The 25,956-nt window shown below is 45.5% G+C and carries 18 protein-coding genes and 1 pseudogene; 5 read left to right on the top strand and 14 right to left on the bottom strand.

Features of this window, described 5'->3' with window-relative positions; genetic code table 11:
• Window positions 1-52: 52 nt before the first annotated feature.
• The 5 genes from narI to ACS8FD_RS07400 all read right to left on the bottom strand — a co-directional run bounded on the left by narI (window position 53) and on the right by ACS8FD_RS07400 (window position 8,755).
• Window positions 53-778, bottom strand: coding sequence for a respiratory nitrate reductase subunit gamma (narI, locus tag ACS8FD_RS07420; RefSeq protein ID WP_439275202.1), 726 nt, complete (start codon window positions 776-778; stop codon window positions 53-55).
• A 17-nt stretch (window positions 779-795) separates the two neighbouring features.
• Window positions 796-1,593 carry a nitrate reductase molybdenum cofactor assembly chaperone gene (gene narJ, locus ACS8FD_RS07415; RefSeq protein ID WP_439275260.1) on the bottom strand — a complete coding sequence of 266 codons (798 nt, stop codon included), beginning with the start codon at window positions 1,591-1,593 and terminating at the stop codon, window positions 796-798.
• A gap of 97 nt (window positions 1,594-1,690) precedes the next feature.
• Window positions 1,691-3,229, bottom strand: a complete 1,539-nt coding sequence (narH, locus tag ACS8FD_RS07410) for a nitrate reductase subunit beta (protein ID WP_439275201.1) — start codon at window positions 3,227-3,229, stop codon at window positions 1,691-1,693.
• Between the two features lie 60 nt (window positions 3,230-3,289).
• A complete protein-coding gene (locus ACS8FD_RS07405; protein WP_439275200.1) occupies window positions 3,290-7,048 on the bottom strand; it encodes a nitrate reductase subunit alpha in 3,759 nt (1,252 codons plus the stop codon).
• 327 nt (window positions 7,049-7,375) lie between these two features.
• Entirely contained in the window at window positions 7,376-8,755 is a 1,380-nt protein-coding gene (locus tag ACS8FD_RS07400; protein ID WP_439275199.1) for a NarK family nitrate/nitrite MFS transporter, read from the bottom strand.
• A 404-nt stretch (window positions 8,756-9,159) separates the two neighbouring features.
• Here ACS8FD_RS07400 and ACS8FD_RS07395 point away from each other — a divergent pair, with 404 nt between their 5' ends.
• Window positions 9,160-11,127 (top strand): histidine kinase, encoded by a 1,968-nt coding sequence (locus tag ACS8FD_RS07395; RefSeq protein WP_439275198.1) that lies wholly within the window; start codon window positions 9,160-9,162, stop codon window positions 11,125-11,127.
• A gap of 82 nt (window positions 11,128-11,209) precedes the next feature.
• Window positions 11,210-11,869, top strand: coding sequence for a two-component system response regulator NarL (gene narL, locus ACS8FD_RS07390; RefSeq protein WP_439275197.1), 660 nt, complete (start codon window positions 11,210-11,212; stop codon window positions 11,867-11,869).
• Between the two features lie 54 nt (window positions 11,870-11,923).
• Here the strand turns inward: narL and ACS8FD_RS07385 are convergent, their stop codons facing one another.
• Window positions 11,924-13,408 carry an MFS transporter gene (locus ACS8FD_RS07385; protein WP_439275196.1) on the bottom strand — a complete coding sequence of 495 codons (1,485 nt, stop codon included), beginning with the start codon at window positions 13,406-13,408 and terminating at the stop codon, window positions 11,924-11,926.
• 367 nt (window positions 13,409-13,775) lie between these two features.
• Between ACS8FD_RS07385 and ACS8FD_RS07380 the strand changes: the two genes are divergently transcribed.
• The gene (locus ACS8FD_RS07380; protein ID WP_439275195.1) at window positions 13,776-14,159 is read left to right on the top strand and encodes a DUF1971 domain-containing protein; all 384 of its coding nucleotides are present in this window, start codon (window positions 13,776-13,778) and stop codon (window positions 14,157-14,159) included.
• 193 nt (window positions 14,160-14,352) lie between these two features.
• Here ACS8FD_RS07380 and ACS8FD_RS07375 read toward each other — a convergent pair whose 3' ends face one another.
• The 3 genes from ACS8FD_RS07375 to ACS8FD_RS07365 all read right to left on the bottom strand — a co-directional run bounded on the left by ACS8FD_RS07375 (window position 14,353) and on the right by ACS8FD_RS07365 (window position 16,575).
• A complete protein-coding gene (locus tag ACS8FD_RS07375) occupies window positions 14,353-14,754 on the bottom strand; it encodes an ExbD/TolR family protein (protein WP_439275194.1) in 402 nt (133 codons plus the stop codon).
• A 160-nt stretch (window positions 14,755-14,914) separates the two neighbouring features.
• Window positions 14,915-15,562 carry a MotA/TolQ/ExbB proton channel family protein gene (locus ACS8FD_RS07370; RefSeq protein ID WP_439275193.1) on the bottom strand — a complete coding sequence of 216 codons (648 nt, stop codon included), beginning with the start codon at window positions 15,560-15,562 and terminating at the stop codon, window positions 14,915-14,917.
• Between the two features lie 62 nt (window positions 15,563-15,624).
• Window positions 15,625-16,575: an energy transducer TonB gene (locus ACS8FD_RS07365; RefSeq protein WP_439275192.1), complete on the bottom strand. Its 951-nt coding sequence runs from the start codon at window positions 16,573-16,575 to the stop codon at window positions 15,625-15,627.
• 330 nt (window positions 16,576-16,905) lie between these two features.
• Between ACS8FD_RS07365 and modA the strand changes: the two genes are divergently transcribed.
• Complete coding sequence (gene modA / locus ACS8FD_RS07360; RefSeq protein ID WP_439275191.1) at window positions 16,906-17,721, top strand: molybdate ABC transporter substrate-binding protein; 816 nt, start codon at window positions 16,906-16,908, stop codon at window positions 17,719-17,721.
• Window positions 17,722-17,767: 46 nt separating this feature from the next.
• Here the strand turns inward: modA and ACS8FD_RS07355 are convergent, their stop codons facing one another.
• Genes ACS8FD_RS07355 through ACS8FD_RS07345 form a run of 3 tightly spaced genes read right to left on the bottom strand, consistent with a single transcriptional unit; the run spans window position 17,768 to window position 19,985 of the window.
• Complete coding sequence (locus tag ACS8FD_RS07355; RefSeq protein WP_439275190.1) at window positions 17,768-18,247, bottom strand: hemerythrin domain-containing protein; 480 nt, start codon at window positions 18,245-18,247, stop codon at window positions 17,768-17,770.
• 46 nt (window positions 18,248-18,293) lie between these two features.
• On the bottom strand, window positions 18,294-19,166 hold the full coding sequence (locus tag ACS8FD_RS07350; protein ID WP_439275189.1) for an alpha/beta fold hydrolase: 873 nt from the start codon (window positions 19,164-19,166) through the stop codon (window positions 18,294-18,296).
• 3 nt (window positions 19,167-19,169) lie between these two features.
• Window positions 19,170-19,985 (bottom strand): class II aldolase/adducin family protein, encoded by an 816-nt coding sequence (locus ACS8FD_RS07345; RefSeq protein WP_439275188.1) that lies wholly within the window; start codon window positions 19,983-19,985, stop codon window positions 19,170-19,172.
• Between the two features lie 341 nt (window positions 19,986-20,326).
• On the opposite strand from ACS8FD_RS07345, the gene ACS8FD_RS07340 reads away from it, so the two are divergent.
• A complete protein-coding gene (locus ACS8FD_RS07340) occupies window positions 20,327-21,268 on the top strand; it encodes an acyltransferase (RefSeq protein WP_439275187.1) in 942 nt (313 codons plus the stop codon).
• A 131-nt stretch (window positions 21,269-21,399) separates the two neighbouring features.
• Here the strand turns inward: ACS8FD_RS07340 and ACS8FD_RS07335 are convergent, their stop codons facing one another.
• A complete protein-coding gene (locus ACS8FD_RS07335) occupies window positions 21,400-22,236 on the bottom strand; it encodes an OmpA family protein (RefSeq protein ID WP_439275186.1) in 837 nt (278 codons plus the stop codon).
• A 148-nt stretch (window positions 22,237-22,384) separates the two neighbouring features.
• Window positions 22,385-25,956, bottom strand: a pseudogene (locus ACS8FD_RS07330) (beta strand repeat-containing protein); the annotation flags it as partial.

The following is a 25,956-nucleotide window of genomic DNA, read 5'->3' as shown; positions in this document are numbered from 1 at the left end:
TCACAAAACGTCAATGCCAATCACTATACAAAGGGTCATTATTTGCTTTTGTCTACTGCGCTTTTTTCTGCCGAACAATCTGATAACGTCGACCTAAGTACCACACTGGGGCACTAATAATGTGAATCAGGCGCGTAAATGGGAAGATCATGATTAGCGTAATCCCTAGTGCCATGTGTAGCTGGTAAATCAGATCGGCTTGCTCAATACGGGCAGCGGCCTGTATCGGTCTCAAGATAGTAATATCCTGCGCCCAGCCTGCAAGGTTCATCATTGTGTAGCCATCTAAATGCTGCACTGAGGTAAAGATCGACATGAGACCTAAGTTCAGCTGCACAAATAACAACACCAGTACTAGCTTATCTGAGAAGTTTGAAGTGTTGGAAATACGATCATCAGTGAAGCGTCGCCACATCAGCATAGCCAAACCGATCCAGCAGGCCACCCCAGCGATACCGCCGACTACAACTGCGACGACTTGCTTGCGTCCAGCACTGATAAACGACTCGTAGAGAAAATGAGGGGTTAGCATCCCAAATAAATGGCCAAGTAGTACCACAATGATCCCTACATGGAACAGGTTACTCGCCCAGCGCATGTTCTTAGTTCTTAGCATCTGCGAAGAGCCGGTCTTCCAAGAATACTGCGATAAATCGAAACGTACCCATGTCCCGACAATAGCGATAGCCAAAGCAATATAAGGATAAACCCCAAACAGAAATATCTGTAACAAATTTAGGCCGGCTAAAGCCTCTAAGTTAGGACCTGCAATATCCATGTCTTGTCTCCCTATGATTAATTGGCCGAATGGCTTTTGAAGTCTACCCAGTGCACAGGAGCATCGACCAGTTTGGCAGCGGGCTTTCTGACGCCTGCTTTAGCGGCTAGGTTTTGGGTATTACTTTGAGAAGAACAACGCTCTTCTTGCTGAGCATCCATAAAATCGACAACCTCCTCCTCCCACTCTTTATCTATCGCATCAAAGGTGTCATCGGGTTTTTCTTTACTGATCTTTTCTTGATACTCTTCAATCACCGCAAGTGGCTTGCCAGCGATTTGCAATAACGCATTAAAGCAGCCTTGATAGATACTACCGCGTTCTTCAAGACGGGCCGCCAGTAGCGCGATGATATGGCTGACATCAGCGATATCCATACGTATCTGAATATCATCGTCAATGACCGTCGCTTGATAGGCCAAAAATTCTAAATACAATGGCAAAAAGTCCGGTAATTCTTTGACGCCAATCTCAAACCCGGCCTCTTCATATTGATTCATCAGATCGACCATCGCTTGACCACGATCACGCGACTCGCCATGCACATGCTCAAACAGCCATAGTGATAAAGAGCGACCACGCTCAAACAGACCGTCATAACGCGCTTGCGATTCAAGAGATCCTGTATCAATCAAGTCTTCAATCAAATTGATGATTTGCGCGCGCACCTCAGGACTGATTAAGGGCGAAGTCGCTACTATCTCCGCACAGTCCGCTAAGGTGTCGCCAACAAAAAGCTCGTTACTGGGGTAGTCTATAAGCAAGCTGATGACCTTGAGTAGCTTGAGATCCGAGTCGCCGATATTTGGCGGCATTGGCTCATTATTTTCATATTCATCAAAGACTGAATTAAGAGAACTATCAAGGGTAGTATCGACAGTTTCTGGGTTGTATATTTGCGAAGTTTGCATCTTATGACTCCCACTTTTGTACGGTATCGATAAAATCGCGGCGATTGGCTTTGCGTTGTCCGAACATACTGTTATCAGAATGTCCTGAACAGCCTTCACCAAAGGTAAATCCGCAGCCATTACGCTCAGCGAAAGCATCACTTAGAGCTTCTTCACGGTGGGCAGTTGGAATCACAAAACGATCTTCGTAATTAGCAATCGCTAGATAACGATACATCTCTTCGACTTGCAGCTTAGTCAGGCCGACATCATCCAAGATGCTTTGTACTTCTTGCTTTTCGACCAATTGCATACGCTTGTAGCTACGCATCGCCAGCAGGCGCTTTAGGGCTAGACGCACAGGTGCTTCGTCACCAGCGGTGAGCATATTAGCCAAGTAGCGTAGCGGAATACGTAAGCTATCGACATCGGGAATCAGACCATCCATCGCCACTTGACCGGCTTCGGCTGCGTTTTGGATCGGTGATAATGGCGGTACATACCACACCATCGGTAGCGTACGGTACTCAGGATGTAGCGGTAGCGCCAGCTTCCAATCCATCGCCAGCTTATAAACTGGTGAGCGCTGCGCAGAATCGATAACCGACTGCGGTACGCCATCTTTAAGAGCCTGAGCAATCACTGCCGGATCATTGGGGTCTAAAAAGATATCTAACTGCGCTTGATACAGATCTTGCTCATTAGGAGTGCTGGCCGCTTCGGCGATTTTATCCGCATCATACAGCAGCACGCCTAGGTAACGAATACGTCCAACACAAGTCTCTGAACAAACGGTTGGCATACCCGCTTCAATACGCGGATAGCAGAAGATACATTTTTCTGATTTCCCCGATTTCCAGTTATAGTAGATTTTTTTGTACGGGCAGCCTGAGATACACATACGCCAGCCGCGACATTTTTCTTGGTCGATCAGCACAATACCGTCTTCTTCACGCTTATAGATCGCACCACTCGGACAGGCCGCGACACAAGTCGGGTTCAGGCAATGCTCGCACAGACGTGGCAGATACATCATAAAGGTGTTTTCGTACTGCCCGTAGATGTCGGCTTGAATATTATCGAAGTTTTTATCTTTGCGGCGCTTTTCAAACTCTGAGCCTAAGATCTCCTCCCAGTTAGGACCCCATTCAATCTTTTGCATACGTTTGCCAGTGATGGCTGAACGTGGACGAGCAATAGGCGAGTAATTACCGATAGGCGCGGTATGCAGATGTTGGTAATCGAAGTCAAACGGCTCGTAATAATCATCAATCTCTGGTAAATCAGGATTGGCAAAGATGTTTGCCAAAACTCTGAACTTACCACCGATACGTGGGTTGATAGTGCCGTTAGCGTTACGTATCCAGCCGCCGCGCCATTTAGTTTGGTTTTCCCACTCTTTGGGATAGCCAATACCGGGCTTGGATTCAACGTTATTGAACCAAGCGTATTCCATACCTTCACGACTGGTCCAAACGTTTTTACAGGTAACTGAGCAGGTGTGGCAACCAATACATTTGTCGAGGTTAAGTACCATGCCGACTTGTGAACGAATTTTCATGAGTGTGCTCCAAATACTGCTATAAGAAGTACTGTAAAGTACTGATGTATAAAAGTGGCTTTAGCTATCCAGGGTAGTCGGTAGCGGACGCGGTAAAGCGTTATCAGGCTTTTCTTCTAACCAGTCGATCTTCGACATTTTGCGGATTACCACAAACTCATCGCGGTTACAGCCCACAGTGCCGTAGTAGTTAAAGCCATAAGACTGCTGCGCATAGCTACCAATCATGTGAGTTGGCTTTAAGATAGTCCGCGTCATTGAGTTGTGGATACCGCCACGTATACCGGTTTGCTCAGAGCCTGGAACGTTGACTAGCTTTTCTTGCGCGTGATACATCATGGTCATGCCTTCTTTGACTCGTTGGCTGACGATAGCGCGGGCGGTAAGTGCACCATTAGCATTGAACAGCTCAATCCAATCATTATCGACGATACCTGCTTTTGCCGCATCAACCTCTGACATCCAAACACAAGGACCACCACGACTAAGGGTCAGCATCAGTAAGTTTTCAGAGTACGTACTGTGAATACCCCATTTTTGGTGCGGCGTTAAGAAATTCAGCACAATCTCTTTATTACCATTGGGCTTAGCATTTTTGATAATGTCTGTGGTTTTAGTATCGATAGGAGGTCGATACTGCTGCATTTGCTCACCAAACGCCTGCATCCAAGGGTGATCTTGATAGAACTGCTGACGGCCAGTAATGGTGCGCCAAGGGATCAGCTCATGAACGTTGGTATAACCAGCGTTATAGCTCACCTCATCAGATTCAATACCTGACCATGTAGGACTGGAAATAATTTTGCGCGGCTGAGCGACGATATCTTTGAAGCGAATCTTTTCATGTTCGCTCGATTTAGCCAGATGGGCATGGTCGCGACCGGTAAATTCAGATAAAGCATTCCAACCTTTAACTGCCACATGGCCATTAGTTTCAGGGGCTAGCATCAAAATCATCTCAGACGCATTTACAGCGGTGTTAAGACGCGGGCGACCTTCAGAGATACCAGGCTCAGTGACACGGCGATTGAGATCTCCTAACTGTTTAACCTCCGTTTTCATATCCCAGTTTAGGCCTTTTGAGCCGTTACCTAATGCCTCGAGTGCAGGCCCCATAGAGGTGAACTTTTTATAAGTATTAGGATAATCACGTTCAACAATCTTGATCATCGGGCAGTTTTTACCGGGAACAGGTTTTTCGCCAGCGGTTTTCCAGTCGGTACCACCAAAGGGCTGTGCTAGCTCCCCTGGGCTATCATGCTGCATAGGCAAAGTCACGACATCAGTCTCAACACCCAAATGGCCTTTGGATATCTCAGAAAAACTCTTGGCAATGCCTTTATAGATCTCCCAATCCGACTTAGACTCCCACGCCGGATCAGTAGCAGCCGTTAATGGATGAATGAACGGATGCATATCAGAGGTATTCATATCGTCTTTTTCATACCACGTTGCCGTTGGTAGCACGATGTCAGAATACAAGCAGGTCGAGGACATGCGGAAATCTAAGGTCACGACTAAGTCAAGCTTACCGGTTGGGCCTTTTTCTACCCAATCTACTTCTTTTGGTTGCAGGTGTCCGGTAGGGTTTTCTTCATTAAGCAAACCATTTCTGGTACCTAAGAAATAGTGCAGCATATATTCATGGCCTTTACCTGACGAACCCAATAGGTTCGAGCGCCAGATGAACATATTACGTGGGAAGTTAGCTGGGTTATCCGGTGATTCACAAGCAAAACGTAAGCTACCGTCTTCTAAAGAGTCAACGACATACTCTTCTATGTCTTTGCCACTTTCTTTAGCTTTGGCAGCGATAGTCAGCGGATTACGGTTGAGCTGCGGCGCTGATGGCAACCAGCCTGCCCGCTCTGCTTGAATGTTGTAGTCCAGCATATGCTCAGGGAAGAACTTTTTATTAGCATTGGGCGAGAGAATCTCATGTGCTGAGATAGTCTCATGACGCCACTGCGAGCTGTGCGCATAGAAGAAACTGGTACCATTCATATGACGAGGTGGACGATGCCAATCAAGAGCAAAGGCTAATGGCAACCAGCCGGTTTGGGGGCGCAGTTTCTCTTGACCAACATAATGCGCCCAGCCGCCGCCTGACTTACCGATACAGCCGCATAGCATGAGCATGTTAATCACGCCGCGATAGTTCATATCGAGGTGGTACCAGTGGTTCATACCCGCGCCGATGATGATCATTGATTTGCCATGCGTTTTATGCGCATTTTCAGCGAACTCACGGGCGACTTGAATGACGCGCTCACGGCTCAGACCAGTGATCACTTCTTGCCATGCCGGCGTGCCTGGTACGGTTGCATCGTTATAGTCATCGGTGACGTACTCGCCGCCAACGCCATTATCTACCCCAAGGTTTGCTACGGTTAAATCAAATACGGTCGCAACAACAGCAGTGCTGCCATCAGCAAGGGTAATCGTCTTACAAGGAACGGTTTTTTTCTGTATGGGCTCGCCTGGCACTGAGGTGAAGTGTGGATGGTCAACATGACCAAAGTAATCAAAGTCTACCTTGCAAGTCTCGGCGCTGTCTTTTAGCGTCAGCGTTAAGTCGATATCCTCGCCCGTTGCACCATTTTTGTTCTCAAGATTCCATTTGCCTTTTTCGCCCCAGCGATAACCGATAGAGCCCAGTGGAGATACTAGCTCACCATCATGGTTCAAACCAATGGTTTTCCATTCTGGGTTGTTTTCCTCCCCCAAGTCATCAACTAGATCTGAAGCACGTAGATAGCGACCAGCACGGCGTGCACCTTCCTCGCCCTCTAACATCACTAACACGGGTAAGTCGGTATAGCGCTTAGCATAGTCTAAGAAATAGTCACTTGGCTGCTTGAGGTAAAACTCTTTGATAATCACATGACAAAAGGCTTGAGCGACTGCCGCATCTGTTCCTTGTTTAGGGTTCAGCCATAAATCGGTAAGCTTAGAGATTTCTGCATAATCAGGCGTGATAGAGACGGTTTTTGTACCTTTGTAACGGACTTCGGTGAAGAAATGCGCATCAGGCGTCCGCGTTTGTGGCACGTTGGAGCCCCAAGCGATAATATAATCAGAGTTGTACCAATCCGCTGATTCAGGCACGTCAGTTTGCTCGCCCCAAACCATAGGAGAGGCAGGCGGCAAATCGCAATACCAGTCATAAAACGATAAGCAAACCCCGCCGATCAAGGATAAATAACGGCTACCAGAGGCATAGCTGACCATCGACATCGCAGGAATTGGCGAGAAGCCAATAATACGATCAGGACCAAAAGTCTTGGCAGTATAGACGTTACTGGCGGCGATGATTTCGTTGACCTCGCCCCATGTTGAGCGAATAAAGCCACCCAAACCGCGCTTAGACTTATATTGTTCTGCTTTGATCGGGTCTTGTACGATACTGGCCCAAGCCTCAACAGGATCAGGGTACTGCGCTTTGGCTTCGCGCCATAATTTGAGTAGCGGCTTACGAACCTTAGGATATTTGATACGGTTAGCTGAGTACATATACCAGCTATAGCTAGCACCGCGAGGACAGCCGCGCGGCTCATGGTTGGGTAGATCAGGACGCGTCTCAGGATAGTCCGTTTGCTGCGTCTCCCAAGTCACTAGACCGTTTTTGACATAGATTTTCCACGAGCAAGAGCCTGTACAGTTCACCCCATGGGTTGAGCGTACAATCTTGTCATATTGCCAGCGGCTACGATAGACATTTTCCCAAGCGCGCGACTCATCACGCACTTCGCCGTGTCCATCGGCATACTCTCCTTTTTTGCGGGTAAAAAAGCGGAACTGGTCGAGTAAATGACTCATGTATCTATCCTCTATTTTGCAGTCTATATTGAGTTGCTATAAGTTTTGGCTACTGACTGACTACGTCTAATTACAGATGAAAGTGAAGACTGTAATACTGAAGGCCAAAGCAAGACTATTGCGATATGATTATTCTAATGCTGCTATAGCGATGTTGATATTATCTAACGTGAGCAGATAGCTACTCCCTTAGTGGTAGACTGGAAGTAGCTTGCAGCAATAAAACCAAGGCTTGATGTTTTAGTCAAAAAAAAGCTACTTACCTAAGTAAGTAGCAAAGTGATAAGTAGCAAAGAGAAAAAAGTTAATCCTTTAATTCCGAGAAACCTAGCAAGGGATTTCTGCCTTAGCACGGCTGTAATACCACCATGTCAAGACAATACAAATAACGTAAAAAAAGATAAGTGCGATAAACGTACCAGTGATACCCAGTCCTGAGCCAAACATTTTTGGCACAAAAAACGCACCATAAGCAGCGACAGCAGCGGTAAAACCAACCACAGCAGCTGACTCTTTACGGATCTCAATAAACAGATCCTCTGTGCCCACTCTTTCGGGGTTTAGGCGCTCTAAAAAGGTCCTAAAAATAACGGGGATCATACTAAAGGTAGAGCCGTTACCAATGCCGGTGGTAATGAATAGAACCATAAATGAGATAAAGTAGCCCACAAAACTGCCACTGCTGCTCTCGTTAGGTAAAAAATACATCACGCCGATGACGGCAATAATCATCACGATATAATTCCAGAAGGTCACTCGCGCGCCGCCTAACTTATCCGCTATCCAGCCTCCTAAAGGACGGAATAAGGCTCCGACTAATGGCCCCAAAAAGGCGTATTTTAAGGCGTTGATTTCAGGAAAAGAGTTTTTTATCAGCATAGGAAACGCCGCTGAAAACCCAATGAATGAGCCAAAGGTTGCCATATATAGAACGCACATAATCCAGTTATGCTTACGCTTAAAGATGATCGATTGATCTTTAAAAGACGCTTTAGCCGATGAAATATCGTTCATCATAAACCAAGCGGCTATAGAAACCAGGATGATAAAAGGTACCCAAATAAAGCCTGCGTTTTGTAGATAGAGCGTCTTCCCTGCTTCTGTGATCTGCGGGGCGCCGCCTAGAGCGCCAAATATGCCTAAGCCAATGACGATAGGCACGACAAACTGCATGACCGATACGCCTAAATTACCGAGTCCTGCATTAAGACCCAGTGCGGTTCCCTGTTTAGCCTTAGGGTAGAAAAAGGAGATATTAGACATCGATGAAGAAAAGTTAGCGCCGCCTAAGCCGCAAAGCAGCGCAATAATAGCAAAGACGCTAAAAGGGGTTTCAGGGTCTTGTACCGCAAAGCCCATCCATAGTGCAGGAATTAATAAGGAGGCCGTTGAGATCGCCGTCCAACGCCTACCACCAAAGATAGGCACCATAAAGGAATAAAATATACGCAGTGTCGCTCCCGTCAATCCTGGCAGTGCCGCGAGCCAAAAAAGCTGGCCGTCATCAAAAGCAAAACCAATCTCTGGCAAATGTACAATGACCGCACTCCACACCATCCACACGGCGAAGGCCAATAGTAAGGCGGGTATGGATATCCATAAGTTACGCTTGGCAACCCTCTCACCTCCTCCTTCCCAAAACTCTGCGACCTCAGGACGCCAATCGTTGATGAGCTTACCGCCTCTTGTATTATATTTATTACTCATTTTACTCCTCGCTTACTGTCATTTACGCTTATAGGGCTAGCGTTATCTCTCGCTTATGCTCAAGCAAAAAGTCATGACTTACGGTACTATACGAGGACTATTTGTGATATTCATACATAGAGGTAGCGGCTGCGCTCAAAGAGGTAATAATGAGCCCTTCAAGCTGACTACTGCTTTAGGGGTATATCTAAGACCAACTCCTGGCTTATAATCTAACTTATAAGCGCTAATTTTTGATAGCCTTAATGTTAGATGCCCTAAATATTAATTAGCTTCACTCCTTCTTTAATAGGTAATATTCATTCGATATGCACAGAATCCTTCGTCACTCTCTACCGATTCAAGCCTTAGTTTCCGTATTCGCAATTGCTATCTTGTGTTTTATATCGGCTTTAGGAAGTGGTATGTTGGCATGGGTGTCAGAAGCTGACGGGCAAGCGATTAACACCGCAGGCTCAATACGGATGGCCACTTATCGTATCAACTTTCAGATTGCTACTGACTTTGAAACCAATAGCCCTGCCAATCTAAGCATTGACGACGACTCTGCAGACAGGGCAACTAATGGCTCAAATAATGAGATAATCGCAGCGGATAGATTAAATGGTGCAAGCCAAAGTGATGCTCATAAAATATCAGCCCTAATTGCAGACATGGAGAGCAGACTGGCAAGCCTGCGCACTTATCAGCTCGCCTATGCCAATGAACATCAAGTTATCAATGAACAGCTTGAACGGATAGAGTCGCAGTGGTTTGAGCGCTTAAAGCCTATTTTGCTCTCAGCAAATAAAGAGGGCTTTTATATCGCCTCTTCTAAATACATCAAAGATGTCGATGGTTTTGTTGATGAATTACAGTATAGAAACGAGCAGCGCCAAAACTGGCAGCAAGCGTTGCAAATCGCCTCATTATTACTGACGATTATTATTATGCTTGTTGGTATGTATAAGCTGCGCCAAAACGTTCTATTTCCGGTACAACGACTGATAAAAGCCAATAGTCGGTTCAAAGAAGGCAACAGCGAGACTCGGGTGGCGATAACCGGCTATACCGAATTCAAAGCGCTTGGCGACTCTTTTAATGATATGGCGAGCACCATTGAAGCTTATCAGCACTCGCTTGAAAACGAAGTTGCGATCAAGACTAAGCATTTAGTCAAAGCCAATCAAGCCTTATCGCTGTTTTATGATTTCTCCAAACAGCTTACCATTAGCCCTGTCAGCTTACATAAGCTCGACAATCTCATTACCGACTTTGGTAATATCTTCTCCCATCTAGATTTTACTTTGTGTATTCAAAGTGGGCTTTTAAACGACAAAGACAGTATCGCTTTGCATGATGATAAAATGCGCGAACTCTGCACTAAGCTCACTTGTAACAATTGTCTGATCAGAGAAGATAGCTACACCCAAACCTACCCTATCGTGCATCAAGATTTTGAATTTGGCGAATTACAAGTGCGACCCAAATCAGTGCTAATGGCTCATTCTGAGTCTGCCTCGGCTAATAACCCTCAAGATAACATCCAAAAAGGCGCGCGTATTGCGATGGTGGATGCCGATAATACTTATTTGGATCATCGAAACAGCGAACTGATTGTGGCGTTAACCAACCTAGTGAGCACCGCTTTATCCTTACGCCGACAAAGACAACAAGAGCATCAGCTCATCTTATTAGAAGAGCGTACCACTATCGCTAGAGAGTTACACGACTCTTTAGCTCAGTCCTTATCGTATCTGAAGATTCAAGTGAGCGTGCTCGAAAAACATCTCAAAAAATCAACTGATAATGAACGCAAGCTTGCTTTAGATGAACCCAATCAAATTACCCTTTGGCAGCATATCGCTCAGATCAAATACGGACTCAGCTCTGCATATCAAGAGCTCAGAGACCTACTCACTACCTTTCGTTTGACCATCGATAGTGACAATTTCGATGAGGCCTTATATGAGGCTGCTGATGAGTTTGCCGCAAAAGGCAGTTTTGAGATAACGGTAAGCAATCAGATTATGTCTATTAACTTAACGGCCGCCGAACAAGTACATTTGATCCAAATTATACGCGAAGCGCTCTCAAACGTGAGCCGCCATGCTAAAGCTGATAACGTCACCATTCATCTAGGCTATGATGATGAGAGTAATTATATCGCTATGCAAATCAGCGATGACGGTATTGGCATGTCAGGGACAGTCAATCAGACCCAGCATCATGGACTCATGATTATGAAAGAGCGCGCCTATCAGTTGGGAGGGGATTTAATTATCACGGATAATAAGGCTGTAGCCACTAAGGGCACTAGTGTTATCGTGAGGTTTGTCCCTAGCTTCTTTGATGATTATATGACGGTACAAACAAATAATCCCAAAGGCTAAACTCTTAAAAATTGAGCTCTTAAAATCTAGAAAACTAAAAACTTATTTTATTTCACATCCATTGTTAATTTATGAGTGTTTTATGACGACGACTGTTTATACCCCAAGCTCACCTGCCAAGCTGTTGTTGGTTGATGATCATCCGATGCTGCGCCGCGGTATCGCCGAGCTATTGAGCCTCGAAGATGATGTCGTGGTTACAGGCGAGGTCAGTAATGGTCAAGAAGCCTTAGACTTTTTGGACAGCAATACCGTCGATCTAGTGATATTAGATCATAAGATGCCCATACTGACCGGTATCGAGACGCTCAAAGAGATAAGAGCTCGTGATATCGAAGTCAAGGTGCTGTTATTTACCGTCTCTGACAGTGGTGAAGATGTGCAAGAAGCTCTAAAGCTCGGCGTCGATGGCTATCTGCTCAAAGATATGGAGCCTGAGCTGATTATTATCGATATCAGAAAAGTGCTGCGAGGCGAGCTGGTGATTAGCCCCAATCTAGCTTCAATATTAGCGCAAACGATGCGTAAGCCGAGTATAGAAGATATCGCTGGCAATCTGACTAACCGAGAGCTACAAGTGATTCAAATGATAGCAGAAGGGTTAAGTAATAAAATGATCGCCAGTCACCTTAATATCGCAGAATCGACAGTCAAGGTTCATGTCAAACACATTCTTAATAAAACAGGTCTACGCTCTCGCGTTGAAGCGGCGGTTTGGACGGTCAACCATTTATCAAAATAGCCAAGATATAAACCCACCTAACCTCGTTAAGTGGGTTTGATTAACAGCCAACGTTTATGACTTAGCTTGCTGTGCTGCAATCTGATGATCAACTGACGACATTTGATACTCGTCCCCAAAAGCGCCTTCGGGCTCTTTGAGCCAAAAGAAACACAATACCCAAGCGATAAAGGCGCCTATAGCGATAATAAAGAAGAACTGATTGGGCTCAACTAAAGTGAATATAAACAAGTAAAACACTGCGCCCACGTTACCATAAGCGCCTGCCATACCTGATATCTGACCCGTTAAACGACGCTTGATAGAAGGAATAATCCCAAAGGTTGCCCCCTCCGCTCCTTGTACGAATACTGAGCACAAAATAGTAAACACCACAGCGATAAATAACGGCCATTCGGCATTTAACAGTCCCATTAAACCAAAGCCAATACCAATACCAAACATATAGATGAGCATCACCAAACGGCGATTGCCCACTTTATCGGAGATATAACCGCCAAGCGGACGCGCCCATAAGTTGACAAAGGCAAAGGTTGAAGCGACAAGACCTGCGACCGTTGGATCAAGCTTCCATGTCGCCGCAAAAAACATCGGTAGCATAGAGACTACAGCAAGCTCAGCACCAAAATTAGCAAAATAAGTGACATTAAGCGCGGCAACTGAGGTGAACGGATACTTATCATCTTCAGGAATACCCGCCTTGAGCATAGGTATATTGACACTAAGCGCTTTATAAATCTGATAAATAACCGCCGCCGCAATCAGCACATAAAACCCTAAAGCGCCTGATTCGCTTAAAAACCCCATATTCTGCGTACGATAAACTAGCACGCCCAAAATACCGTATAGCGGAATGATAAATAAACAATAAAGCAACAGGTCGCGCCAGCTTGAGACCTCAAGCGCACCGGCTTTGCGTGCTCTTTTATGCGTATCTTTGGTCGGGCCATCAGTGATCAAAAACCAGTAGGCAACTCCGTATGCCGCCATCAAAAGCCCTGATAGCGCAATCGCCCAACGCCAGCCATCATCACCGCCAAAAAACTGCAACGCCACTGTCGGAATGGTAATCGCTGCTGCTGCGGAACCAAAGTTACCCCAACCGGCATAGAACCCTTCAGCAAAACCTATGTCTTTGGGCTTGAACCATAGCGCGGTCATATGAATGCCCACCACGAAGCCGGCACCGACGATTGACATAAATAACCGGGCAACAAACAATTGCATCGCTGAGTTACCAAAAGCGAAAAACCAGGTCGGTATCGCCATCACTACCATGAGTATCGAAAACACGCGCCGAGGGCCAAAACGATCTAACGCCATGCCTACTATGACGCGTCCCGGAATCGTTAAAGCGACGTTGGCAATCAAAAACAGTTTGATATGATCAGGGGTCAAATAGCTTTCAGTCGCTAGCATAGATGTCGCTAGCGGTGCCATATTAAACCAAACATAAAAGGTGAGAAAAAATGCAATCCAAGTATAATGCAGCGCCCTTATATCGCGGCGTTCAACCTCAAGTAACTCCTTTGCATGCATAGCAAACTGTCCTCATTAAGTAATGTAGCAGTTAATACAACTAGCATTAGAGAGATTGCTTAAATCTTATGTCATGCGTAAGACGTTTATTTGATTGGCAGCAAGTGATAACACTAAAGGAGCTATAGTTATCGATATCACTGTCTCTAAAACCAGTTATTTCAACCAGAATATAAGAGTAATTTACCAATTAATATTGAGATTGAATATTGGGCAAAAGCGGTATTCCTTATATGAGAACTACCACTAAAGGAGGATTCACGAAAAGAATGATTGGGCTATAATAATGTAAATGATAATCATTATCTAATCAATGCCTTTATGTATAATCATTTATTGAGCTTATTTTATTTATCAAGGAGCTAATATGAAACCTCAAGTTATCCCAAGTCACTGGAAAATAAGACGTTCTACGCATTTCTTTACCAAAGATAAAGTTCCTAAAGCCTTACTGACGCATCACAATACTGCAGAGGGCGTGTATGGTCAGATTTGTGTTATGCAAGGAGAAGTCACTTTCTATGGATTTGCTAATGAAGCGGCTACCGATCCAGAACAAATTATCGTTATTGAAGCTGGGCAGTTTGCAGTGAGTCCTCCGCAGTACTGGCATCGAGTCGAATTAAGCGACGATGCGCAGTTTAATATTAACTTTTGGACTGAAGGCGATACGGCTAACAAATCCCTTTTCAATCAGTCCACCATTCACAGCAAACCTATTAAAAAGCTATTTGATACACCTGATGATTAACATCCCGTCATAAATATGCGGCAATTCATGCGATTATTCTGCGCATATTACGCATAGATTAGATAAAGCACTTAACGCATCTTACGTTTGAACTTGATCCTACTCTCATAAAAAACCCTACTAGCTATATCGCTAATAGGGCCTGGAGAAAAGTACTAATCATACTTATTGTTATTATTATTTTTTTGACTGATTACTCATTAACAAAAGCAATCTTCGTCAGTCCTGCCCCGCTCGCTGCCGCGAGCACTTGCGCGACATTGTCATAGCGGCTGTCTTTATCGGCGCGCAGCTGAATAGAGGGATCATTACCGCTCGTCCCTTGCTCCTGCAAGCGCGTCTCAAGCTCCTCCATACTAATCGCCTTATCATCCCAAAACAGCCCTGCATCCTTATCAATACTGATTTGGATAGGATCGACTGGCGGCTCATTGATCTCAGCACTGGTCTGGGGCAGATTAAGCGGCACGGTTGGATTGAGTACCGTCGCTGTTAATAAGAAGATAATCATCAATACCAGCATGACATCGATGAGCGGAATGAGGTTCATCTCATTCATACTTTGCGTGTCATCATCACCTAATTGAAAAGCCATAGTTGTCTCTTATTCTCAGTTGTCTTCTTCTTAGATCTGTTATTCTCAGTGCCTATGTCAATACTTATGTCAATACTTATGCCAGTACTTATATAAGCCCAGCATTACGCCTTTGATTGCTAACTGACTGAATGCTAGTACTAATGCGCTGGTAATAATATTAGTACTGAGGCTGTGCTTGGTTATTGGGGCTTGTCGCAGCAACTCGTTCACTGGTTACCGCTCTCTGAGTAGACTCTGTCTTTGGTAGCACATCGCGTGTAGACTGCGCTAGTAGATCATGAGCTTTGTCATTAGCATGATACATCACCCGGCGATTGATACGGATAGCTAGGTTATAAAACACCACGGCTGGAATAGCAACGGCGATACCTAAACCGGTCATAATCAAGGCTTCCCCTACAGGCCCTGCCACTTGTGCTAGACCTGCCTGCCCGGTCGTACCAATATTATGCAAGGCGTGAAAGATACCCCACACCGTACCGAATAGCCCGATAAACGGCGCGATGGCAGCCGTCGTACCCAAGATTGGCAATCCGCGCTCACTGGCAAAGCGGTAACGACCAATATGTTTGAGTAGCGTCTGCTCAGTGACCAGGCGCTGATTTGCACTATCAGATGCCGTCAATTCAGCACGGCTCGCCTGAATTTTCTGCACTAAATCGTCGGCAACCGTCGCTGCTAATTTGCGGCTTTGGATAATACGAATAATGCCTGTCACCCAAGAGAGTATCGACAATGCTAACAGCAAGAAAAACAATGTTCTTGTCACCATATCGCTGTATTGCCAGTAGCTTGCAAAGTCCATTGTAGACTCCTTATTGTTTGAGTTGCCCAAAATAAATAGTGGTTAGGGTCTGTTGATAACCCTTAAGATCTAACAGCAATAGACAAATTCACAATACCGGTAACCGGTAAGCCGTTTTGTATAAATGGGTTTAATTTACTGCGTCCAAGTCGACGCTTGGCTTCTCGGATTATCCGGCGGTCATTTGAACCCTTTACTGTAATATTGCTGATATTACCTTGCTTATCGACTCTAAATCTTAGGTTTAAGGTGAGTGCTTCATGAGTTAAACCCTCAAAATTAGGCTCTCTTGCCCACGATGCATCGCTACCGCTAAAACTCACAGGCTCATTACTTGCTGCTTGTTCTGCAGCTTGGCGCTTGGCCGCTTCTTCTGCTTTGATTCTCGCTTGTTCGGCGGCTTGTCTTCTAGCCTCTGCTACGGCTTCGATTCTCGCTTCCTCTTGCGCGTTCAATCGCGCTTGTTCTTGCGCTTCTAGTCGTGCTTGTTTTCGCGCTTGTAGTCTTGCGTCTTCTTGGGCTTTAAGTTCTGCCTGCTTTTGCGCGTTTAGTCTTGCCTGCTGCTCTTGTTCTGCTAGCGCTTGTTGTTCTGCTACTTTTTTATCTTGCACTTCTTGCTTGGGTTGCGGCGTATTTAGTGGTTTTTCAGGTTTTGGCTTAGGTGTTACTTTAGGTTCAGGTTTTGGCTCTGGTTTAGTTTCAGGCTCAGGTTTAAACTGCGGTACAGGCTCAGGTTGCGGCGCTACAGTAGATACGGGTTCAGACTTTGGTTCAGCTTTTGGCTCAGGGACCGGTTTAGGTTGCGGCTGAACTTCTACAACTTCAGGCTTTTTGATAATAGGTTTAATGATTTCAATTTCTAAGGGCGGGGTTTCTACAGGCTCAGTGATAGCGACTTCTGGCGTTTTTACACTCGCAAGCGCCCACCCTGTAATAGCGTGCAGCGCGATTACAGCAATAAATGTCCCTGTATAAAGGTTTGGAAAGTTTTTTTTATTCGTTTTTTCAGTCATAACGATTTATCAAATAGTATTTGAGTGATTCATCTTATGCGTTATAAGTTATTTAAGACTTATAGGTATGGGTGACATTAAGATGAGAGTTTTGCGAGAAACCAGTGCAATATAAGCCATCAAGCTGCTTTGTTGGCATGCTTCTTTAGTGATATTTCATCTGGTCGGTTATAAGCATAACCTCACTAAAGGGGCATTATAAATGATAATAATTATTATTACCATAATCAATTAGGCGTTATGGTTAATCTATTATAAAATAAATAGGGTTTTCAAAACTCAGGGCTGTTAGGTACACTTGCGGTTGGATAATCAAAAGTTAGAGTGACAATGAAAACAATAGTAATAACGGTACTCTGCTTAGCAGTTACGCTCACTGCTTGTGGTAAAGACAGCGCTATAGATAAACCTGAGTCGACTCAAACGTTACGTATCGCTGCTGCTGCCAACTTATCAGACGTCTTACCTAAAGTCGTCGAAGGTTATAAAATCGACAACCACTTACCGGCTTTAGAGATTGAGGTCACTTATGCCTCCTCAGGTAAGCTATACGCGCAAATCATCTCAGGCGCACCTTACGATATTTTCTTATCTGCTAATCAAGAGTTTCCAGCCAAGCTAGCTGCAGAAATACTAACGCCTGATAAGGCGACTGGCCAAAAGGGCATTCAGCCGTTTACTTACACTCAAGGTCAGCTGGCGCTCTATAGCGTTGTTCATCCTTTAAATGCACTTAACCCATCTACTTTGAATGAATTATTGATGGCGAAATTTGTTAAGGTCACTATTGCTAACCCGCAGCTAGCGCCTTATGGCGACTCTGCCAAAGCGTTTCTACAAAGCCAAAATAGCTACGACTCTATGATAGAACAAAAACGTCTGATACAAGCTGAGAATATCGGCCAAGCCTTTCAATACGTGCATACTGGCAGTGTCGATTATGGGTTTGTTGCGCAAGCACAGCTGACCGCGATCAAAGCAAAGCCTGAGCAGTTCTATACCTTAGCACCGACTTCCTATCCGCCGATATTACAAGACGGCATCGTACTCAGTGATCGCCCTGTCGCTCACGGTTTTTCAGAGTATCTACGCTATACAGCTGGACAACAGTACTTTTCTGCCGCCGGCTATCTGCCGGTTCAGTGATCGCTTTTGTGATCTAGCGCCTTGATCTATTGTATCAGCACCGTTTTTAGCGGCTCTCACCTGAGCGTTTGACGTTATCAGGACTGGCGGCATAAATAGCATCTAACTCCGCTGTTGTCAGGTAACGCTCAGCAATAGGAAACAGTTCGCGCTCTTCAAAACGAATATGATCGTATAGCAAAGTGGCGAGTTTTTTGACTTGGGTAACACTGATAGGATGGCTTTGAGAGTGTGCAGAGTCTTGAGTTTGCTCCATGAGAGCATGTAGAGATTTGTGTTGCTCATCGAGCGTCGTGAGCGCTGAGGCGACTTCGGGCTTACTAATACTATAAGGCAGTAGCGCCGTGGCGATTAGATGATCCTCAATCTCAAAATGAATTTGCAAATCATCAAGGTAAGAAGTGAGCTTCAACCAGTGTTGACTGATGTCTTCAGGATTATCAGGGCACTCTTTTGCATGGCGAGAGATATTGAGACCTAGGTGATGTTGACGAGACAGAGGTTGTAGTTGGGCGGCGCGTTTCATAGTGAGTCCTTTTTAGTCGTTACTTGTTTTTAATAGTAAATCCTCATTAATGTAGACTTTCTCTAAACTGTAAATAAGCTGTCGTCACCGCTTCAGCCTCTTCAAGCTGCGGATAATGACCTAACTCTAGCAACTCAGTGACATTGGCTTTAGGGATTAATTGCCGATAGCGCTCGACCATATGCTTACCTGAGATGGGATCTTTGACGCCATTAATGAGCGTGACCGGAACGCTACTCTTAATAATAGCTCCGACCCAACGCTCACGGTGTTGCTGACGCTGCGGAATATAATCAATGAGTTTATGCATCACCGCAAGACCATTATTATGGTTGAGCAGCTGCCATAGGCTATCGACAACCTCAGGAGTCGGCGGCGTATTAGGACCAAAAATGCGCTTTAGATTATCCGCAAATTTGGGCTTAGTAAAAAGCTTGGAGACTAAGGGTCCCAAAGGCGATAGTAGCAATTTTTGAATTAAGACTGGCTTATGAGCTTCTGGGAACAGACCACCATTTAGCAAGCCAACACTAGCGATACGCTGTTTTGCACTACCCTCATGCTGCCTGGCAAGCAACTCCTGCGCTACCGTATCCCCGTAATCATGAGCTAGAATATGATACTCCGTGATACCAAGCTTATGCAAATACTGCTCAAAAATATCTGCCTGCTCTGTTATCAAGTAGCGCGCGTCTTTAGGCTTAGCAGAAAAACCAAACCCTAACATGTCGAGCGTAATCACATAATAGCGCTCCGTCAGCGTCTGCCACATTCCCTCCCAGTCCCAGCTGGCGCTTGGATAACCATGTATTAACACCAGCGCTGGGGCATTGTTATCACCGCCACGACGGGTAAAAATTTGCTGCCCCTTGATCGACTCAAGCTGCCCTTGTTGTCGCCACTGCTGCAGAGTAATCATTAGCTACTCCGCAAAAGACGGATCGGTACGGTGTAGCTTACGCAGCAGTGCCGGCCAAGCGATATCACCGCCAGCGCCTTTGGTCACCTCTGTTGATGCCGCTTGAATACCGGCTAAGATTTGCGGCGGTATCTTAGTGAGCTCATGGCCACCGCTTTGCGCTTTGATTTGCACCTCACAAGCTCTTTGCGTGATATACATAAAAAGAAAAGCGTCTGCAACGCTGCTCGCACAAGTCAGCAAGCCATGATTACGCAGAATCATAAAGTTAGCATCGCCTAAATCAGCGACCAAACGTACTTTTTCATCGGGGTTTAGCGCCACTCCTTCGTAATCGTGGTAAGCCAAATTTGATAATGGAAATAGCGATTGCTGCGAGATAGGTAGTAGTCCCTGCTTTTGCGTGGACACTGCAACGCCGTCGCTGGTATGCAAATGAATCACGCAATGAGCATCACTACGCGCCTCATGTACCGCGCTATGAATAGTAAATCCTGCCGGATTGATATCATAAGGAGATGCAGCGACTTTTTCGCCGGCTTGATTGACTTTCACTAAATTTGAGGCGGTGATCTCTTCGAACAATAAGCCATAAGGGTTAATCAAGAAGGCATCTTCGCTATCGGGTACACGCGCTGAGATATGGGTGAAGACCAAATCATCCCAACCATACATGGCTATTAGCCGATAACAAGCGGCCAAATCGACGCGCATCTGCCACTCTGCTGCGCTGACGTTATCTTTTACCTTATCTAGTACAGAGTCTTGTGCTGTATATACTGAATCTGATACTGAATCTTTTGTCATGTCATTTTGCATGGTGTCATCCTTTACTGTGTTGGCTCTTTAATAGTATGAACTAATTCCGTTACTTCATTCTAAACAATTTTATCCGCTTAAAGCTATCCCTAAAAATGAGTAGTCATCATCCTTTGTTGTTAAATATAAAGTTGCGCTTTGTCAGTTTGAGCGCACTGCTATGTTTTGTTACCGCCAGTCACGCTAGCCAGCCTAAGCTGCGCCGAATTTCTGCTAGAATTGTGTCATAATGTTACCGCCATAAATAATAGGCACTGTAGTAGCTAAATGAAAACCGTTAAATAAGAACAGTTAAATAAGAACAGTTAAATAAGCAGCAATAATAATAGGAAAGGTTTGCTATGCGCCTCAACTCACTTTTTCAAAAAATGCATGAACGTACGCCAAAACTCGGCAAAGCGGTCTCGCTAGCAACAGCGACAGGGGTCATTGTTGGTAATAGTTTCGCCGGTAGTATCCCTATTTGGCTCATGGGCGCTACCAAGATCATTACTGGCGCTGACATCGCTGACAAAACCGTGATAAAAATCGCTAACTATTGGATCAATAGTAATAATACCTTGATCGATACCATCTTACCCAAAAAAGACTGGCGCATTAGCCTACCCGATGATGTCAATGTCCACGGTAAATACTTACTGGTCAGCAACCATCAATCGTGGGTCGATACTAGTATCGTACAATATATCAGTCGTGATCGACTGCCTTTGACGCGGTTTTTTACTAAGTTTGAGTTGATATATATCCCCATTGTTGGTCAGACATTTTACTTTTTAGACTTTCCGATGATGCGCCGCCACTCTAAGCAAGCGGTGACCAAAAACCCAGCACTCGCGGGCAAAGATATCGTCGAAGCTAAACGTGCTTGTGCGCTATTAAAAGATAAGCCCTTTACCTTACTTAATTACTTAGAAGGTACGCGCTTCACGCCAAAAAAGCGTGATGCTCAGCAATCGCCCTATACGCATTTGCTTAAACCACGCGCCGGTGGTCTAGCGCTAGCGATCAATGCTTTGGGCAATGAGATCGATGGTATCTTAGATATGACTATAGTCTATCCTGATGGCATACCGACTTATGGCGAGTTGTGGCAAGGTAATATTAAGCGTTTAGGTGTCGATGTCCGGCATATCGAAATCCCTGACGAGCTATTTGCTAGTATTCAAAAGGGTGGTTATGAGAACGACGCGGCTACCAAAGAGCAAATGTTTGCTTGGGTTGAACAGCTGTGGCGTCAGAAGGACGAGCGCATTACGTCAATGTTGGCTGAGTTTGACACCTAATAATTAAACTCTCACCTACTTTGAGGGGCGTCTACCGTCCAAAAATAACGCAAAAAGAAGGGGCTAACTTATGATTAGCCCCTCCTTTACAGATAACATGGATTTATGAAGCGTCCAAAAGGTAGAAACAGCTATTGCATAAAGGTCACGTCGATAGTGACACGGCGATTCGGCTGCAAGCAAGCAATCTCTTGCTGACGTGGTAGCGACGTTGAGCACTGTTGTACTGGCTGCATCTCCCCTGCCCCTACTGCTGAGATGGTATTTGGGTTCACTCCTTGGCTGACTAAGTAGTTGGCCACGGTATGAGCACGCTGAGTCGACAATCTCATATTATACGCCTCATCACCCTTACGGTCGGTATGACCTGTGATAAGTACACGGCTGCTGCCCATCTGCTGATATTCTCTGAGCTTTTGTGCTAGAGCGTCAAGCTCATATCTGCCATCTGGTATGATGTCTTGAGCACTAGACTTATCAAAAGCAAACAAAGCATCAGCGCCTAGATTGATACGCTCTGTCATAGGCGGCGTCACGGCTACGGGTGCATATGGCATGCTAGCCGCTGTGTTAGGAGCGCAATCGGCAGGCAACCAATAAAACTCCTGACCTCTATACTCTTTATCAAAGATGACCTTGTATTGGCAGATCTTAACTTGATCATTTTCATCATAAAACTTAAAGATATAATCCCATTCGCGCGCTTTGTAACCTTCGCTAAAGTGCGGCGGGCCGATAAGCTGATACAGCTCATCTTTATTGACGCCAGCTCTTATCTTAGCTAGATTATCTTCGTTAACGAATTTACCTTCTTGTTGCCAAGCCTCATCGGTTGCTGGAAACACTAAATCACTAGCATTGACGTGACCATTGTCAGTCAAGTTGCTACTGACATTACGGGTGCATCCAACTGCTGACATGAGCATTACGGCAAGGACAATACTGTTACGATACAGAGATTTTTTCATTATTCATTCCTCAATAGATCTTATATTTGGTGTGAAAGCGCTTGTCTATCCAAAACAAGCGCTGTCATTAAGAGTAGTAGCTATATTAGAAATGAAAGCCTGCGCCAATCGCGCCGCCAGCATTGCCTTGAGTATCTGCGGTACCGTTGATCTTCATGACCCAACGACCATTATCAGAGACTCTTGAGACCCCAATTGCAACCGCGCTCTCGCCGTTGTAAGTTGCGACACCGCCACCGACCATAGACTTACCAGGGATGTAGGCTTGTGGTAGTGAAGACATCGCCATCGCCGCTGAAATACCGGCATTAGCGTCATCTTCGACTTCGCCAATCTTATACCCTAGATCATTGACGCTATTGCTCAGCTTGCTATCTAGAGCGTTTAGCTGACCTAGATTGACAGCATCATTGACTTCGACACCATCAGCAACGCCTGTGATAGTCTTGCCGCCCGCATCGATACCGTTTGTAGTAATGCTTGGGCCATCTTTGATCGTCACACCGTTGTTATTAACCACGGTGTTACCGGTAGTAACGCTGTCTACACTGATATTGCCATTCAAGTCGAACTTAATACCACTATCAGTCGTGGTTGTACTGATATTATTACTACCTTGGAAACTGACAGCAGTACTATCACCTATCGACTTATTGATGTTATCACCACTATCAGCGCCGAAGCTTAAACCAGAATCAAGTCTATCAGCGTTAGCTTGGATATCTTCGCTATTGGCTTGGATATCCTCATTAGCTTGAGCATTACCTTGATTAACAGCAGCAATCGCATCACTAATGTTACCTTGACCAGTGCCGCCGATGTTACTAGCAGTCAAGTTACCATCAGCGTCATAAGCAGCATCGCCACCGATAATGCCAGCGACACCGCTACCAAGATTATCTAACTGACCTTTATTAACTGCATCTGATGCTTGAACACCATTGGCTACGTTAGTAATAGTGGTCCCTTCAGCACCGCCGCCTAACGTGATGCTACCTTTGTTGACTGTGTCATCTGGGTTTTTGTCATATTGTACCGCAGCATTGCTAAGCGAGGCATTACTATCACCAAGTGCGTCACTGACCGCTTTTAACTGCGAGACGTTGACAGCGTCAGAGTCAGCCGTACCAGCAGCGACACCTGTAATTTGACGATATACACCACTGGTAGCATTACCTACAGCAACTGCTCCTGTAGTGCTTCGAGTATTAAAAATACCTTGATTGATTACTCCGCCCATACTGTTAGTGGCTAGATAACCTACAACATCTGCGCCAGTAGTAGCGCCAGAACCTGTACCTAGAACAACAGAACCTTCCATTGTTTGCGACACATTATTTCCTAGGACAAAGCTATCATTACTAACAATAGCGTTGCTATTACCTACTGAATAGCTATTGCTACCGTTGATAATACTTGGGTCACCGAATGCGCCAGAGTTATTACCATTGACGATATTACCCGTACCTATACTGATAGACTGATTACCATTGGCTTGAGAGCTATCACCAATGGCGATTGATGATGCACCAGCGACTACTGATTGGTTACCAATAACTACAGAATTTTTGGCGGTTGATTTGGCTAAAGTATCTAAACCAAGAGCAACAGTATTGTCAGCATTGGCTTCAATAATAGCGTTAACACCTATAGCGGTTGAATCAAGGCCGCCAGCACTGGAGTCATTTGTCACACCACTAGCAATATCTCCTTTACTTTGAGGACTTGCATTAGTGTGAGCAAATTTCACCCCTTCCGTATTCATTTTTTGTACTGTCTCGCCAATGGTTAGGCGATCCGTCACTTCTTGACCTTCTTTGTTATAGGTTAAGAATAAAGAGTCTTTATTGTCATCGTAGTTGGTGCTGACTTTAGTATTGATGACGTTCTGAGTGACATTTTCCGTTTTTATTACATTGCCATTTTGATCCTTGATTTCGACATCAGTGATGTTATTAGCAACGATACTATCTAGTTGACCTTTGTTGATAGCGTCGTCTGCATTGACGCCATTAGCGACATTAGTAATAACGGTGCCGCCGCTGACAACAACATATTCGCCATCCGTATTTTTCTCAATAACAACAGGGGTGCCTTTACCGTTACCAGCAATAATACGATCATAATTAACGCTACCATCTGCATTGCGATCATACTGAACACCGCCAGCGGTTATGTTGTCAGTAATATATGATAGCTGACCAAAGTTCACCGCATCGCCGTCATCAGTACCATCCGTTAGGTTGGTGATCTTGGTGTTATTTGCATTGATGCCTGCAGTGGTAATGCTTGGGCCTGTACCGTCAACGAAGCTAAAGCCTGTGTTATTGAGTACGCTGTTACCTGTGGTGACGCTGGTGACGTTTAAGTTCGGGTTTAAAGCAAAGTCAACGACGTTACCTGTTTTACTCACCGTGATGTTCGTTTCACCATCAGCGGTGCCGATATCAACGGTGCTACCTGCAGTAATAGCACCAGTATTTGCACCATTGGTTTCTAGGTTGAAGCCGCCTTGCAAGGTTGTGATGTTGTCAGTGTTATCAGAGATGTTACCTTCGTTAATAGTCACTCTGTCATTGGTGGCACTGAGCTGACCGCCATTAACAGCGTCGGTTGAGCCTGTGCTGATATCACCATTTGCTACGTTAGTTAGGGTCACAGGAGTCGTTGACCCTGTGCCGCCTAAAGTGACGCTGGTTTTGGCTGCGCTGTCATACTGGACTGAGTTGTTAGCCACTGCTGATACAGCATCTAATTGGCCAACGTTGACTGCATCTGTGGTGTCACTGCCTGCTTTGACATTCGTGAGCTTCTGACTACTGGCATCAAAGCCATTAGCTTTGACTTGTCCGCTAAAGACTGGGGCGTCAGCAAAGTCAAGCGCAACGCTGTTACCGGTTCTTGATACGGTCACGTTGCTGTCGTTTGAGCTGATGGTTTGAACGGCACTGTCCGCTCTACCAAGGCTGGCTTTGGTGTCGGCATTTAAGCCAACCGCATAGTCGGTGACGTCATTTGTGGTGGTGCCTGCAGTAACGTCTAAACCACCATCTGTCGCAGCAGAGACGGTGCTCTTTTCAGCATTGACGGTGTAGGCGGTGTTGTTGCCTGTGGTGGTCGAACTTACGCTGGTGTTATTGCCTGCAACCACTGAGCTTGTGAGTTCAGTTTCAGCCAATTGTGAGAAGTTCACAGCGTCAGTGGCAGCTGTTCCTTTGGCAATACCGGTAAGCTTACGGGTTTCATTCGCTGAATTGGCAAAGCTAACACTGCTGCCACCTGTTTGAGCGCCTACTGTGATGGCGCCTGTACCAGCGTCTTGACGGACGATACCTGCGGTGCCGTTGGTTAAGCCTGCGATATTCGTGGTGTTGGTGGCGATGTTGCCCGTGTTGGTGGTAGTGCGAGTATCTAGGTTACCAAGCGCATCACCTACGTTGTTATAGTCTGTGGTGTCAGTGGTGTTGTTACCTCTGTTTAAGGTATAAGTTGGGGCTTTTACGGTACCCGTAGTAGGATCATACTCTGAGTCGCCGCCAAGGTTGGTGGCGATAGATCCCGCTGCAGTATTGAGCTGTCCACCGTTGATGGCGTCTTTGCTGTTCGCTGTGGTGGCGCCGTTAGCGACGTTGACAATCTTAGCACTACTGGCATCAAAGCCATTAGCTTTGACTTGTCCGCTAAAGACTGGGGCGTCAGCAAAGTCAAGCGCAACGCTGT

The sequence above is a fragment of the Psychrobacter sp. 1U2 genome (assembly GCF_051847575.1).
This window is presented reverse-complemented; position numbering and strand designations above follow the sequence as displayed.

What these genes read in the sequence shown, in the direction of transcription:
- ACS8FD_RS07385 (WP_439275196.1), bottom strand. Translation starts at nt 13,408, where the DNA reads ATGCATGCAAAGGAGTTACTTGAGGTTGAACGCCGCGATATAAGGGCG.
- ACS8FD_RS07335 (WP_439275186.1), bottom strand. Translation starts at nt 22,236, where the DNA reads ATGAAAAAATCTCTGTATCGTAACAGTATTGTCCTTGCCGTAATGCTC.
- ACS8FD_RS07400 (WP_439275199.1), bottom strand. Translation starts at nt 8,755, where the DNA reads ATGAGTAATAAATATAATACAAGAGGCGGTAAGCTCATCAACGATTGG.
- ACS8FD_RS07350 (WP_439275189.1), bottom strand. Translation starts at nt 19,166, where the DNA reads ATGATTACTCTGCAGCAGTGGCGACAACAAGGGCAGCTTGAGTCGATC.
- ACS8FD_RS07365 (WP_439275192.1), bottom strand. Translation starts at nt 16,575, where the DNA reads ATGACTGAAAAAACGAATAAAAAAAACTTTCCAAACCTTTATACAGGG.
- ACS8FD_RS07355 (WP_439275190.1), bottom strand. Translation starts at nt 18,247, where the DNA reads ATGAAACGCGCCGCCCAACTACAACCTCTGTCTCGTCAACATCACCTA.
- narL (WP_439275197.1), top strand. Translation starts at nt 11,210, where the DNA reads ATGACGACGACTGTTTATACCCCAAGCTCACCTGCCAAGCTGTTGTTG.
- ACS8FD_RS07375 (WP_439275194.1), bottom strand. Translation starts at nt 14,754, where the DNA reads ATGGCTTTTCAATTAGGTGATGATGACACGCAAAGTATGAATGAGATG.
- ACS8FD_RS07345 (WP_439275188.1), bottom strand. Translation starts at nt 19,985, where the DNA reads ATGCAAAATGACATGACAAAAGATTCAGTATCAGATTCAGTATATACA.
- ACS8FD_RS07405 (WP_439275200.1), bottom strand. Translation starts at nt 7,048, where the DNA reads ATGAGTCATTTACTCGACCAGTTCCGCTTTTTTACCCGCAAAAAAGGA.
- ACS8FD_RS07340 (WP_439275187.1), top strand. Translation starts at nt 20,327, where the DNA reads ATGCGCCTCAACTCACTTTTTCAAAAAATGCATGAACGTACGCCAAAA.
- ACS8FD_RS07370 (WP_439275193.1), bottom strand. Translation starts at nt 15,562, where the DNA reads ATGGACTTTGCAAGCTACTGGCAATACAGCGATATGGTGACAAGAACA.
- ACS8FD_RS07395 (WP_439275198.1), top strand. Translation starts at nt 9,160, where the DNA reads ATGTTGGCATGGGTGTCAGAAGCTGACGGGCAAGCGATTAACACCGCA.
- narJ (WP_439275260.1), bottom strand. Translation starts at nt 1,593, where the DNA reads ATGCCGCCAAATATCGGCGACTCGGATCTCAAGCTACTCAAGGTCATC.
- ACS8FD_RS07380 (WP_439275195.1), top strand. Translation starts at nt 13,776, where the DNA reads ATGAAACCTCAAGTTATCCCAAGTCACTGGAAAATAAGACGTTCTACG.
- narI (WP_439275202.1), bottom strand. Translation starts at nt 778, where the DNA reads ATGGATATTGCAGGTCCTAACTTAGAGGCTTTAGCCGGCCTAAATTTG.
- narH (WP_439275201.1), bottom strand. Translation starts at nt 3,229, where the DNA reads ATGAAAATTCGTTCACAAGTCGGCATGGTACTTAACCTCGACAAATGT.
- modA (WP_439275191.1), top strand. Translation starts at nt 16,906, where the DNA reads ATGAAAACAATAGTAATAACGGTACTCTGCTTAGCAGTTACGCTCACT.